Source organism: Levilactobacillus humaensis, assembly GCF_024345185.1.
Taxonomy (GTDB): Bacteria; Bacillota; Bacilli; order Lactobacillales; family Lactobacillaceae; genus Levilactobacillus; species Levilactobacillus humaensis.
The window spans coordinates 61880-74775 of the sequence record NZ_BROB01000001.1; the positions used below are offsets into that span (position 1 = coordinate 61880).

General features: G+C 51.5%; 12 protein-coding genes. 2 read left to right on the forward strand and 10 right to left on the reverse strand.

The features are described from left to right. Positions 1–152: 152 nt before the first annotated feature. The 4 genes from OCU14_RS00275 to hisS form a co-directional block, all read right to left on the reverse strand. A complete protein-coding gene (locus OCU14_RS00275) occupies positions 153–1028 on the reverse strand; it encodes a YitT family protein (RefSeq protein ID WP_261809261.1) in 876 nt (291 codons plus the stop codon). 104 nt (positions 1029–1132) lie between these two features. After that, a complete protein-coding gene (msrA, locus tag OCU14_RS00280) occupies positions 1133–1657 on the reverse strand; it encodes a peptide-methionine (S)-S-oxide reductase MsrA (RefSeq protein WP_261809262.1) in 525 nt (174 codons plus the stop codon). A 188-nt stretch (positions 1658–1845) separates the two neighbouring features. Next, positions 1846–3645, reverse strand: coding sequence for an aspartate--tRNA ligase (gene aspS, locus OCU14_RS00285; RefSeq protein WP_261809263.1), 1800 nt, complete (start codon positions 3643–3645; stop codon positions 1846–1848). Positions 3646–3658: 13 nt separating this feature from the next. Next, positions 3659–4954, reverse strand: a complete 1296-nt coding sequence (hisS, locus tag OCU14_RS00290) for a histidine--tRNA ligase (RefSeq protein WP_261809264.1) — start codon at positions 4952–4954, stop codon at positions 3659–3661. A 360-nt stretch (positions 4955–5314) separates the two neighbouring features. Here hisS and OCU14_RS00295 point away from each other — a divergent pair, with 360 nt between their 5' ends. Beyond that, on the forward strand, positions 5315–6169 hold the full coding sequence (locus tag OCU14_RS00295; protein WP_261809265.1) for an N-acetylmuramoyl-L-alanine amidase family protein: 855 nt from the start codon (positions 5315–5317) through the stop codon (positions 6167–6169). A 92-nt stretch (positions 6170–6261) separates the two neighbouring features. Further along, positions 6262–7101 carry a fructosamine kinase family protein gene (locus OCU14_RS00300; protein WP_261809266.1) on the forward strand — a complete coding sequence of 280 codons (840 nt, stop codon included), beginning with the start codon at positions 6262–6264 and terminating at the stop codon, positions 7099–7101. A 183-nt stretch (positions 7102–7284) separates the two neighbouring features. On the opposite strand, the gene OCU14_RS00305 is transcribed toward OCU14_RS00300, so the two are convergent. The 6 genes from OCU14_RS00305 to prmA form a co-directional block, all read right to left on the reverse strand. Beyond that, positions 7285–7926, reverse strand: a complete 642-nt coding sequence (locus OCU14_RS00305; RefSeq protein ID WP_261809267.1) for an HAD-IA family hydrolase — start codon at positions 7924–7926, stop codon at positions 7285–7287. A gap of 53 nt (positions 7927–7979) precedes the next feature. After that, on the reverse strand, positions 7980–8426 hold the full coding sequence (gene dtd / locus OCU14_RS00310) for a D-aminoacyl-tRNA deacylase (RefSeq protein ID WP_261809268.1): 447 nt from the start codon (positions 8424–8426) through the stop codon (positions 7980–7982). A gap of 12 nt (positions 8427–8438) precedes the next feature. Further along, on the reverse strand, positions 8439–10670 hold the full coding sequence (locus OCU14_RS00315; protein ID WP_261809269.1) for a RelA/SpoT family protein: 2232 nt from the start codon (positions 10668–10670) through the stop codon (positions 8439–8441). Between the two features lie 31 nt (positions 10671–10701). Next, positions 10702–11037, reverse strand: a complete 336-nt coding sequence (locus tag OCU14_RS00320; RefSeq protein WP_261809270.1) for a hypothetical protein — start codon at positions 11035–11037, stop codon at positions 10702–10704. Positions 11038–11104: 67 nt separating this feature from the next. Continuing rightward, positions 11105–11854 carry a 16S rRNA (uracil(1498)-N(3))-methyltransferase gene (locus tag OCU14_RS00325; protein WP_261809271.1) on the reverse strand — a complete coding sequence of 250 codons (750 nt, stop codon included), beginning with the start codon at positions 11852–11854 and terminating at the stop codon, positions 11105–11107. Between the two features lie 2 nt (positions 11855–11856). After that, complete coding sequence (gene prmA, locus OCU14_RS00330) at positions 11857–12807, reverse strand: 50S ribosomal protein L11 methyltransferase (RefSeq protein ID WP_261809272.1); 951 nt, start codon at positions 12805–12807, stop codon at positions 11857–11859. Between the last annotated feature and the right edge of the window lie 89 nt (positions 12808–12896).

A 12896-nucleotide genomic window follows, 5' to 3' on the forward strand; every position in this document is an offset into this window, starting at 1 on the left:
GGTTCTTGGTTGGATGCTTTCAAGTTACGTGGTCGAAACGTGCGCCCCAGGGCAGCTGGTTCCGCTTAATCCTGATAAGCAAATAATCCAAGACCAGGATTATCTGCTTATCAGCCTTAATGCTCGCCAGCTAACCGCCCTGGGCCACACTCTTACCACTTTGGCTCGTAGAAATGTCCCAGCACCTTCACCGTGTCGGAGATGCTGACGAAGGCCTTAGGATCGGCCTCTTCCATCGCCGTTTCCAGCGCGTCCATTTCGTAACGCGTAATCACCGTGAAGAGAATCGTCTTCTCATCGTGATGGTACGCTCCCTCTGCGCCATGGACGATCGTGATCCCCCGTCGCATGTGGTTTTGAATACTATCAATCACGGTCTTTGGTCGATCCGTAATAACCATGACCTGCATCCGCTGTTGCCGCGTAAAGGTCATGTCGATAACCTTGGCATTCACGTAAAGTCCCAGGGCTGAATACAGGGCGTATGGCCAACCGTAAACAAAGCCCGCACTGATCACAATCAGACTGTTAAAGGCAATGTTAATGGTTCCCATGCTCCGTCCGGTCTTCCGCCGAACGACAATCCCGATGATATCCAATCCCCCAGTAGAAATCCCATTCTTCAATGCGAAGCCCGTACCGAAGCCGTTGACGGCTCCCCCGAAGATCGCACAAATAATGGGGTCACTGGTCAAATGGATTGGTTGAATCAACCGAATCATAATTGACGCGAATAGCACACAAATAAAAGTAAATACAGTGAACGTTTTGCCAATTTGTTTCCACGCCAACACAAACATTGGGATGTTAATCAGAAACAACCCCAAGGCAGTGGTGATATGAAAAGCTCCGAGACCCGCGGTTAACGTGTTAACCAATTGAGCCAGACCGGTCACGCCTGAAGAGTAAATCTTACCAGGCGTCCAAAAGAAGTTCACCGCGATCGACACCAGTAACCCGTAGAAAAACGCTACGGAAAACTTTGTCGTGTAGGTATGCCGTTTCATTAACTGCTGCACATCATCCATGATTTAAAACTCGACCTCACTTATTTCCATCGTTGTTATTGCTCGGCTTAGTATAGCATTTATCCCCCGTGGCGGCCACGGCCAAACTGATCTCTTAGTGACTTCTAATTTTTCCAATTCTTCGCAATGAAGTCCGCTCGACCGCCGGCTTCCTGTTCGGCATAAACACGCGGATTTTTCTTATAGAACTCCTGATGCCGCTCTTCGGCCACGTAAAACGGTTGAACCTCTTCAATTTTAGTGACGATTGGCTGGTCGAATTGTTCCCGATCCTGGAGTGCCTGGCGTGAGGCTTCGGCGACAGCTCGTTGGGCCGGACTGTTAACAAAGATAACGGGTCGGTAGTTGTTCCCCCGGTCCTGAAACTGGCCACTGGCGTCGGTTGGGTCCGTCTGTTGCCAATACAGGCTGACCAATTTGTCATATGAAATAACCTGCGGATCGAACCAAATTTTCACGGCCTCCGTGTGACCGGTTGTCTGGCTTTTGACCTGTTCGTAGGTCGGATTAGGGACAGTTCCTCCCGTATAACCGGAAAGAACTTTTTGAATTCCAGGTAACGTTTCAAAAGGCTGGACCATGCACCAAAAACACCCGCCGGCAAAAATTGCTGTTTCCGTTTCACTCATCATAATCACTCCAATTTCTAATGTTTCTATTAAACGTCTTTTCGCCGCTTAGGTCAACCCGTCACCAGGTTAACCACCGTCAGTGCCCACGGTTCAGGGGGATCGCCATTAAAAAAGACTGACCGATCACCCAGCTGAGTGATCGGTCAGTCTCATTAATTTAGTCGCTTAGTTGTCCGGAATGCGGCCTACTTATCGGCTGGTTCGTCGGGCGTAATCTGCAAGTCCAAGTCAACCAATTGCTTGTCAGCAACCGTGCTTGGGGCTTCCGTCATTGGTTCCGTGGCCTTCGAGTTTTTAGGGAAGGCAATCACGTCGCGAATGTTGTCGCGCTTAGCTAACAGACGGGCGAAACGGTCCAACCCGATAGCTAAACCACCATGAGGTGGGAACCCGTAATCCAAGGCTCTCAACAAGAACCCGAATTGCTTGTCGGCGCGTTCAGGCGTAAAGCCTAAGGCCTTGAGCATCTTCATTTGGAGTTCACGGGTGTGAATCCGGATGGATCCCCCACCTAATTCCAAACCGTTCAGGATGATGTCATAGCTCTGAGCGTAGGCCTTGTGTGGGTCTTCGCCGTCGTTCAAGTAATGGGCATCCCCTTCAGCAGGCATCGTGAATGGATGATGGGCTGGAACCCAACGCTTCAAGTCGACATCGTAGTCGAACAGTGGCCAGTTGACGATCCAGAGGAAGGCCCACTTGGTTTGGTCGATCATGTCTAATTCCTTAGCAATCGCAACACGTAAGTAACCCAGCGTCTGGGCAACGACACGCTTGGAGTCGGCAGCGAACAACAGAAGGTCGCCACTCTTAGCACCAGTAGCTGCGGTGATCTGGTCGAACCAGTCGCCTTCCTTGAAGAACTTCGCGATTGGGCCACTGAAGCCGTCATCGGTCACCTTCATCCAAGCCAAGCCCTTGGCACCGAAACGTTCGATGTATTGGCCATACTTGTCGATATCCTTACGGCTGTATTTGTCAGCACCACCAGGAACGGCGATCGCCTTGACTTGGCCACCGTTAGCAACGGCGCCAGAGAAGACCTTGAAGTCGGTGTTGGCCATGATAGCCGACAAGTCCTTCAATTCCATACCGAACCGGACATCTGGTTGGTCGGTCCCGAAGCGCGCCATGGAGTCGTCCCAGTCCATCCGTTCGAATGGCAACTTGACGTCCACGTTTAACGTGTCCTTCATAACCTTAGCGATCAGGCCTTCGGTAATGTCTTGAATTTCTTCAGCGGTCAGGAATGACGTTTCCAAATCGATTTGCGTAAATTCTGGTTGACGGTCACCACGTAAGTCTTCGTCACGGAAACAACGCGCAATTTGGTAGTAACGGTCAAAGCCAGAACCCATTAACAACTGTTTGAACAGTTGTGGAGATTGTGGCAAGGCATAGAAGTGGCCCTTGTAGATCCGTGAAGGAACCAGGTAGTCACGGGCACCTTCTGGCGTCGACTTGGTTAAGTCAGGCGTTTCGATGTCAATGAAACCATTTTGGTCAAAGTAACTGTGAACGGATTGCACAATCCGGTTACGCAGCATCAATGACCGTTGCATTTCTGGACGACGTAAGTCCAGGTAACGATACTTCAACCGTAAATCATCGGAGGCATTGACGCCATCCTTGATTTCAAATGGTAAGTCCTTGGCCTTGTTTAGGAGATTGATGCCGGTAACCCGGACTTCAACCTTCCCAGTACGCATGTCAGGATTGATTTCCTTTGGCGTCCGGGCAACGACTTTCCCTTGAACTTCGATCACGTATTCGCTACGAAGTTGATCGGCAACGGCTAAGGCGTCCTTGTCGTATTCTTCACTGAAGACCAATTGAACCAAGCCTTCACGGTCGCGCAAATCAACGAAGATCAGGCTCCCAAGGTCTCGGCGCTTCTGCACCCAACCCTTTAAAACGACAGTTTGATCGAGGTATTGTTCATCGACTAAACCGGCGTAAGTGGTCCGCTTTAAATTCTTTTCCATAACTTTTCCCCTCTTATTTTGCCGTAAACTTGGTCGTCACGACTTTTTCAAAATCTTGATAAATATCGGCTAACGGCACGCTGATTTCTTCACCAGTGGCCATCGACTTCAGGTTAGCCGTTTGGTCAGCCAATTCCTGACTGCCAATCGTCAACGTGTAAGCCGCTGACAAACGGTTGGCCGTCTTGAATTGAGCCTTGGGCTTGCGACCCAAGTAATCTCTGTCGGCGGTTAAGCCAGCCGCTCTAATCGACTGAACCAACTTCAAGGTTTCCAATGACGTTTCATCGCCGATACCAACCACGTAGACGTCCAAGGCATTGTCGTTTGGCACGGCAACCTTTTCGGCCTGCATCAGTAAGACCAGGCGTTCCACCCCAAGACCGAAACCAACACCCGGCATGTCGGGTCCACCCAGTTCTTCTACGAGGCCATTGTAACGGCCTCCGGCAAGAACCGTGGTGTACCCTTCACCCAAGGCTGGTGAGTCGGCCATGATTTCAAAGATGGTGTGGTTGTAGTAATCCAACCCTCGAACCATGGTGGCATCGACGTCATAGGCAATACCTAAGGCGTCTAAGCTGGCCTTAACTCGGTCGAAGTGACTGGTAGCGGCTGGCGTCAGGAAGTCCAAGATGGATGGGGCATCGGCCACAATGGCCTGGTCATGCTTGTCCTTGCTGTCGAGGACCCGCAATGGGTTCTTGTGCAGCCGAACCTTGGAATCGTCACTCAATTCTTCAAAGTGAGGTTCCAAGAAGTCGATCAAGGCTTGACGGTAAGCATCGCGAGATTTCTTGTCACCCAAGGTGTTCAAGGCTAACCGCAAGTGCTTCAAGCCCAACTTGCCTAAGAGGGTCATCCCCAGGGCAATGACTTCGACGTCTAATTCAGGCGCGTCACTTCCAAAGGCTTCCACCCCGATCTGATGGAATTGACGTTGCCGACCTGATTGGGGCCGTTCGTAACGAAACATTGGTCCCATGTAGTAAACTTTGTAAGGCTTCTGGGTCTCGGGACCGTAAAGCTTGTTTTCAACAAAGGCCCGAACAACTCCGGCCGTTCCTTCTGGCCGTAAGGAGAGGTGGCGATCACCCTTATCCTTAAAGTCGTACATTTCCTTGGTCACGATGTCGGACGTATCGCCTGAGGTGCGTGAGAAGACCTCAAAATTTTCAAACATCGGGGTCCGAATCTCATCGAAGCGGTAAGTCGCAAACAGCTTGCGGGCCGTGGCTTCGACGTATTGCCAGATCTGTGAGTCGCCTGGTAAGATGTCGGCCGTTCCCTTTGGTCGTTGATAACGCATGAGCATTCTCCCTTTCTACGCCTGCTGAAAATAAAAAACGCCCCTGTCAATAGACAAGGGCGCAGGTATGCACGGTACCACCTTTAATAATTTCTCTGCAGGATAACGTTGCAAACGAATGACGGGCAACCGTCATTAGCCTCAAAAGTGTCTTCGAAGTCACGCCGCTAACCGTTCTCAGCAACACGGTCTCTCTGCAAACGGGCTTTCTTCTACTAATCTTTCTCATTGGCAATCTATTTTATTCTTCCTAAGCTTACTGAAATGGGCGTGAAAAGTCAAGGTGACTTACCCGAAATTTAACGGGAATGAAAGCCTGGCGTGGTATAATAAAAGCTAATTTATTTAAGGAGATTTCCTATGCATTTTAAATCACACAACTGGCCGGGGATCATTACCGCGCTAGTCATCCTCTTAGTTGCCGGGGGGCTACTCTTTAGCTTCACCCGCAGCAACTCCGTGACCGCCACCATCAGTAACCTTAACTTGCGTGACGGGCCCGGACTGACCTACAAGGTCACTCACAAAATTGAAAAAAATACCCGCCTCACCATTATCGGTGAAAAGGATAACTGGTATCACGTCCGCGATCACAACAACCACTTCGGTTGGGTCGCCAGTTGGCTGGTCGATCATCCAGGCAAATTGAAGCGCGCGACTAGCCTATCCGAAGCCACTATTGTGCTCGATCCGGGACACGGGGGTAACGACTCCGGGGCCCTCTCCATCGACCAGAAGCATAACGAGAAGACCTACACGTTGGCCATGGCGCAACAGGTTGCCAAGCAACTCCGCGCAACCGGCGCCCACGTCATCATGACGCGTGACAGTGACAAGTACGTCAGCCTGGCGGATCGGCCATCGTTGGCCAATACCAAGCAAGCCAGTGCCTTCATCAGTTTTCATTTTGACTCCTCACCGTCTAGTAATTTAGCCTCCGGAACCACGACCTACTATTACCACCGCGACACGTCCTACGAGCTGGCTGAGGATATCAACGGCGAGATGAATGACCTGCCCCTCCAGAATCGAGGGATTAAGTATGGGAACTTCGAGGTTATCCGGGATAATAATCGGCCTTCCCTATTGCTTGAAATGGGCTACATCAATACCAAGAAGGATTTCCACTACATTCAAAGTACCCAGTATCAGAAACAGGTGGCGACCCGTGTCGTCAAGGGCTTGAACACCTACTTTAAGGCCGGTAACTCCTAGCCATGGTGTTACAATAGAGTCGTCAGAGGACGTCGTTTGTCAGGATCATCTGGCTCACGACGTCCTCTATTTTCGTGAAAGAAGGTTTTTCAATGTTATCTTCTGAATGGCTAGCCCAACTTCCGCTCCGGCAGGTCACCGGGGTTGATCCAGTCTCCGGTGGTGACATCAACGATGCCTATCGCCTCCAGACCACCGAAGGACCGTACTTCTTGTTGGTCCAACCCCACACACCGGCCGCCTTTTATGACCACGAGGTGGCGGGGCTCCAGGCCTTGGGTCAGGCCATCAATGTGCCCGAGGTCATCGGGTCCGGTCAAATCGACGGCGATGCCTACCTCATCTTGGAATATCTGGAGATTGGCCAGGGTAGTCAGCGTGAATTGGGAGAGGCCGTGGCTCGCGTTCATCAAGTCACCGCACCCCGATTTGGCTTCGACCAAAACAATTTAACCGATAAGCTACCTAAGAACAATGCTTGGCAGGATGACTGGACGCATTTTTATCTGGAACAACGCCTCGATCCCCTGGTCAAACGGGCCCAGGAACATCACCTCTGGAATGCCGGCCGGCAACAGGCCTATGATCGGGTGCGTCAGAACATCATCGACGAGAACCAGCATCGGCAAATTACGCCATCCCTGCTGCACGGGGATCTGTGGTCCGGCAACTACCTCTTCACGGCCGATGGCACACCAACCTTGATCGATCCCGATGTGTTGTATGGCGATCGCGAGTTCGATCTCGCCATGACCACCATCTTCGGTGGCTTCTCCGCTGACTTCTATCGCGGTTATCAGGAACGCTATCCGTTGACAGCCGGCTATCAGGAACGACTGCCACACTACCAGCTCTATTATCTGTTGGCCCACTTGAACCTCTTTGGGGAAACCTATGGTGGCGCCGTAGACAGCGTGTTGGCACGCGGCTAAAAATTTTATGCAAGTTAAAGGCGTCCTACCTAGATTTGGTGGGACGCCTTATTTTTGAGCAATTCTTCATGGTCGAAACGTGTAAAAAAGGGCAGCCGACTCCGCTTAACCCTGGTAACTAAATAATCCAAGACCGGGATTATCTAGTTACCACCGTTAATGCTCATCGACTACCGCCCTTTTTTACACTCTTAACCATTCCTGCAACTCAGCCATCCGCGTCACGCGGACTTCGGGTTGGCTCTCATCCACAATCATGTGTTCCGGATCGAATAGTGCCCCCGCCATACCAGCACGGTGACCCGCCGCAATGTCCAGATTACGGTCGCCAATCATGATGGCCGTCTTGGGGTCGATGGCATAACGCGTCAACAAGGACTGTAGTCCACTGGGATCGGGCTTACGCGGAAAGTGGTCATCAGCCGTCACCAAGTCAGTGAAATAATCCGCTAAGCCCAGATCGGCTAGGAAGTCCAATGCCCCCTTATCGCGATGCGTTTCCAAGTAATTGTGGCCCCCGGCGGCGACGATCGCTGCCAACAGATCAGTCACCCCATCGAAGACGCCGGCATCGGCAATGGCTTCGCCCACGGACTGTTGATAAATCTTCCGCAGCCGTGCTTCATCCAACTGATACTCGGCCGTGAATCGTTGAAAGGCCGTGCCCACACTGTGTTGGCGCATGGCTTGATAGATGGCTTCCGTATCAAGTTCAAAGTCATTGACGCCACTGGCTACCAGGGCGTCGCTAAAGGCCCGCACCATCCCCGGGTACGTGTTCACCAGCGTACCATCGAAATCCCAAAAGTAATGTTGATAACGCATCATTTTCCTCCTAAAAAAGGAGTCGGACTGTGCTGACCCCTCTTGATCAGTGTTTACTTGTGATCCGTGTCAAACCAGATCGTGACTGGACCATCGTTTACTAAGGCCACCTGCATATCGGCACCGAAGACCCCGGTTGCGACGGGAATCCCCGTGGCTACCATCTTCTGATTGAACTCGTCATAAACCTTTTCTGCATGGGCCGGGTCACCGGCATCCACAAAGCTCGGTCGGTTGCCCTTCTTTGTGTTGGCATAGAGGGTGAATTGAGACACAGAGAGCACGCTACCGTCGACGTCGTTCAGACTCAAGTTCATCTTGTCATCGGCGTCTTCGAATACCCGGAGCTTGCTAATCTTGCGTACCAGGTAGTCAACCTCTTCACTGGTGTCACTATCCTCGGCACCTACCAACAGGCAGAAACCCTTTTTAATGGCCCCATGTACCTCGCCATCAATGGTGACGGAAGCCTCACTGACTTTTTGCAATAAAATTCGCATATTGACCCTCTTTTAGTGGAACGCCCGCTTAACCACATAGACGTCCGCAATGTTTTTAATGTTATCCATGATTCGTTGCAATTCGACCAGGTTCCGTGTGCCCAAGCTAATGGAAATGGTGGCCATCTTGTTGTGGTCAACCTTTCCGTTAATGGACGTGAGGTACTTGGTGCTGTTGTTAATGGACCGAAGCACATCGTTTAACAACCCATTACGATTGTAGCCTTGAACTTCGATATCGGCGTTGTAATTGGTCTTGTCGCCGGCGAGATTTCCCCAGCGAACCGCCACAATTCGTTCGCCATTGTCCTCGGCATGCTGGACATTGGGGCAATCCGTCCGGTGCACGGAAACCCCGCGGCCCTTGGTGATGTACCCGATGATGTCGTCGCCGGGAACCGGTGAACAACAGTGACTCAACCGAATCAACAGGTTGTCGACACCCTCGATGACCACGCCATCGGTATCCTTATTCTTGCGATCCTTCTTGTCATTTTCGGAATCATTCTTAATGGTCTGATGCTCTTCCAGCAGTTCCCGTTCCTCTTGCCGTCGGCGTTCATCTTCGGCGGCCTGACGGACATCATCCGTCAACCGGTTCACCACGCCGCGCGGCTGAACATCCCCGAAACCGATCGCTGCCAACAAATCATCGGCGTGTTGATAATGCATCTTCCCGATAACCTTTTCCATGTTGGCCTTGGTCATCAGGGCCTTGGGATCATAACCCATTTCACGTAACAGTCGCTCGATAGAATCCTGTCCTTGAACAATATTCTTTTCACGATCACTCTGCCGGAAGAACTGCTTGATCTTGTTACGGGCCCGCCGCGTCGAGACCAACTTCATCCAATCTCGACTAGGACCAGCAGAACTGGACGACGTGCGAATATCCACGATGTCCCCGTTCTTAATCTCATAGTTCAAGGGGACAATCTTCCCGTTGATGGTGGCCCCGGTGGTATGGTGCCCCACCTCGGTATGGATGGCATAGGCCATGTCTAATGGCCCGGCACCCTTCGGCAATTCCAGCACGTCACCCTTAGGGGTAAACGCGTAAACGTGGTCGCCAAAGAGTTCCCCTTTGACACTGTCCATAAAGTCGGAGGCGTCATCGGTATCTTCTTGTAATTCAATGATGTGTTTGAAGATATTGAGCTTGTCACCGGAGTTGGTTTCTTGAACCTTGTCCTTGACCCCTTCCTTGTAGGCCCAGTGCGCCGCAACCCCATATTCGGCAACGGCGTGCATTTCCTTGGTTCGGATTTGCACTTCGAGTGGCTTACCTTCGGGTCCAATCACCGTGGTATGCAGGGATTGGTACATGTTGGCCTTAGGCATCGCGATGTAGTCCTTGAAACGTCCAGGCATCGGCTTCCACTGGGAGTGAATCGCCCCCAGCACCGCATAACAGTCCTTGATGGTGTCCACGATCACGCGGATCGCCAGCAGATCATAGATTTGGCTAAATTGTTTGTGTTGATCCTTCATCTTCCGGTAAACGGAATAGATGTGCTTCGGCCGGCCATAGATCTCGGGCTTTAGATTCAGGTCCGCAATGGACGACTGAATCACCTTGATCGCCGCGGCAATGTACTGTTCCCGCTGGTCTCGCCGTGAATTCATGAGGTGCACAATCCGGTAATACTGTTGGGGGTTCAGGTAACGGAGCGAAACGTCCTCGAGTTCCCACTTGATCGTACTAATCCCTAAACGATCGGCCAGTGGGGCATAGATTTCCAACGTTTCATTGGCAATCCGGCGTTGTTTATCCGGCCGTAGGTGCTGTAATGTCCGCATATTGTGGAGTCGATCGGCCAATTTGACGATCATGACCCGAATATCCTTGGACATTGCCAGCAAGAGCTTCCGGTGGTTTTCCGCCAACTGTTCTCGGTTCGACTTGTATTTAATCTTCCCGAGCTTGGTAACGCCATCCACAATCAAGGCCACGTCGTCACCGAAGAGTTCACGCACGTCACTCAACGTCACCCCGGTATCTTCCACGATGTCGTGTAAGAACCCGGCGGAAACCGTTTCGGGATCCATATTCAGATCGGCTAAAATACCGGCAACCTGAATAGGATGCATGATGTAAGGTTCACCAGATTGACGGAATTGATCCTTGTGCGCTACCGTCGCAAAATGACAGGCCTTAACCACCATTTCCACGTGTTGTGCATTCATATATTTGCTAACTCGAGCAATTACTTCTTCAGCTGTCCAGACGCGTTCCTTGGTCATATTGAACGCCACCACCCTTAAATTTTAAAATTTATGATTCGACAGATTTCTTCGTTTGTGTTAACCCGTAGCCTAAATAGGACAGGCAGAGATAAACAATTGCAAAATACCGGGTATATTGTGGTAAGAAAAGCATTGCCCCAATTAAATATACCACGGGCCAAATAATGACCCACCAACCGGGTTGTGAACGCTGGAAAATCCAACGGCCCAACATCACGGCCAACAAACCATTAATGACAATTAAGAGGCCCCCAAAACGCCAAACCGGGCTAATTCCAATCCAAGTTGCTAAAGCCGGAACCAGTAAACCCATCCCCAGGCTGACCAGCCAGTAACGCCAGCCGATCCTTTCTAGAACTGCCATATGCCCTCACCCATCTCTCATGATAATTGCAACCATTTTAGCATGTTTTCAGCTAGATTTCATTAAGTTATCTTGGGGTTTGTAACTCCAAGACCATTGACGTTGCCGCCAAGAGATATAACGGCGCCGTTTCGGTCCGTAAAATTCTGGGTCCCAGGCCCACAAGTGTCGTTTGGGCCGCCGTCGCCTGTTCAACTTCGACAGGACTAATCCCACCTTCCGGGCCAAAGATCGTCAGGAGTGTTTGTCCAGGCGTCAAGGCCGTTAGCTGTTGATTTAAGGCACTCTGTTCCCCCTGCTTGGCTGATTCTTCATAAGCCATCAGACGGACGTCTACCGGCTGTTTAAGCACATCAGCCAGGCTCGCCGCATAGCTAACCTCCGGCCGGTGTAAACGATGGGATTGTTCGGCCGCGGCCGCCGCAATCTTATTCAGTCGGGCAACCTTCTTGCCAACTTTATTGCCCTGCCACTTGGCCACCGACCAATCGGCAGCATAGAAGACAATGTTAGTCACGCCTAATTCCGTGGCCTTTTGGGTAATCCATTCGGCCTTCTCCTGCTTGGGTAACCCACAGGCGATGGTCACTGCCACCGGCAACTCGACCTCGGGCGTCGGTACCGCCGTCAGCGTCACCGTGGCTTCGGGTTCCATGACCGTGAGCGCCCCCACAAAGAGGTGGGCCGTGCTATCAACAAATTCCGCCTGATCACCCACCTGGGCCCGCATAACGCGGAGCCAGTGACGGGCAATCGTTTCCGGCAAGACCAGTTGATCACCGGTCTGATGCGGGTCATCTAAGAAATAACGTTGCATGCCTACTCATCCTCCGTTGGCTTGTGAGCGATCACGCCACGCCAATCCTTCATTTGTAGAATGTTATCAATGATAAAGCCTTGTTTCTTCTGGGCAGCCACCACGGTCTCCAGCTTGTCGGCAATGATGCCCGATGTCAGGAAGTAACCGCCGGACGTTAAGTTTTCCCACGCTTGAGGGACCAGAGGTAAGATGATCTCAGCCAAAATGTTGGCCACGACCAGGTTTACGGGTTGGTGAATGCCCTTCAAAAGGTCGTTAGGCTTAGCCACCACGTCACTGGCCACCGGATTCAAGTCAAGATTAGTCTTAGCCGAACGCACGGCGACCTCGTCGAGATCAAAGGCGGTGATGGCCTTAACCCCCATGAGTTTAGCGGCGATGCTCAGCACACCGGAACCCGTTCCCACGTCATACATGGTTTCGCCACCGCGAACCACCATTTCTAAGGCCGTCAAGGACAGTCGGGTAGTGGGATGAGTCCCCGTTCCAAAGGCCATCCCAGGATCCAACCGGATCACTTTTTCTTCAGCCTGTTGTGGTTGATAGTCTTCCCAACTTGGCGTCACCGTCAAGTAGCGGGTCACACGAACCGGATGGTAGTATTTCTGCCAAGCCGTTGCCCAGCTCACATCATCGACAGCCGCCGTCGTGACGGTCCCGGGAAGTGGATCCAGGCCAAATTTAGCCAGGTCGGCTACCCGTTGCTTAATGGTGGGTAAAATTTCTGGAATAAAAATGGTTTCCGGATAGTAAGCGGTAATCTCCGCCCCGTGATCGCGGTGTGGAATCGTTGCGAGATCCACGATCTCACCGAATTTACCGGCTTTTAAATTCTTGAAGTCGGCCGCGTCGTCAATCTTAACCCCGCTGGCCCCGGCTTCCTGTAAGATGTTACTGACGGCTTCGACCGCTTCATTGGTCGTCAGCACGCTAACTGCTGTCCATTCCATAAATGACGTCCTCCTTGAAAAATTAATTTAAAAAAAGAGCCAGGACAAAAGATTGTCTCTAGCTCACCACTAAAACATTTAAAAATATC

Excerpts from the sequence above, each read along its gene's own strand:
- OCU14_RS00300 (WP_261809266.1), top strand. The coding sequence starts at position 6,262 with ATGTTATCTTCTGAATGGCTAGCCCAACTTCCGCTCCGGCAGGTCACC.
- OCU14_RS00305 (WP_261809267.1), bottom strand. The coding sequence starts at position 7,926 with ATGCGTTATCAACATTACTTTTGGGATTTCGATGGTACGCTGGTGAAC.
- OCU14_RS00320 (WP_261809270.1), bottom strand. The coding sequence starts at position 11,037 with ATGGCAGTTCTAGAAAGGATCGGCTGGCGTTACTGGCTGGTCAGCCTG.
- aspS (WP_261809263.1), bottom strand. The coding sequence starts at position 3,645 with ATGGAAAAGAATTTAAAGCGGACCACTTACGCCGGTTTAGTCGATGAA.
- OCU14_RS00295 (WP_261809265.1), top strand. The coding sequence starts at position 5,315 with ATGCATTTTAAATCACACAACTGGCCGGGGATCATTACCGCGCTAGTC.
- OCU14_RS00275 (WP_261809261.1), bottom strand. The coding sequence starts at position 1,028 with ATGGATGATGTGCAGCAGTTAATGAAACGGCATACCTACACGACAAAG.
- dtd (WP_261809268.1), bottom strand. The coding sequence starts at position 8,426 with ATGCGAATTTTATTGCAAAAAGTCAGTGAGGCTTCCGTCACCATTGAT.
- msrA (WP_261809262.1), bottom strand. The coding sequence starts at position 1,657 with ATGAGTGAAACGGAAACAGCAATTTTTGCCGGCGGGTGTTTTTGGTGC.
- prmA (WP_261809272.1), bottom strand. The coding sequence starts at position 12,807 with ATGGAATGGACAGCAGTTAGCGTGCTGACGACCAATGAAGCGGTCGAA.
- OCU14_RS00315 (WP_261809269.1), bottom strand. The coding sequence starts at position 10,670 with ATGACCAAGGAACGCGTCTGGACAGCTGAAGAAGTAATTGCTCGAGTT.
- OCU14_RS00325 (WP_261809271.1), bottom strand. The coding sequence starts at position 11,854 with ATGCAACGTTATTTCTTAGATGACCCGCATCAGACCGGTGATCAACTG.
- hisS (WP_261809264.1), bottom strand. The coding sequence starts at position 4,954 with ATGCGTTATCAACGACCAAAGGGAACGGCCGACATCTTACCAGGCGAC.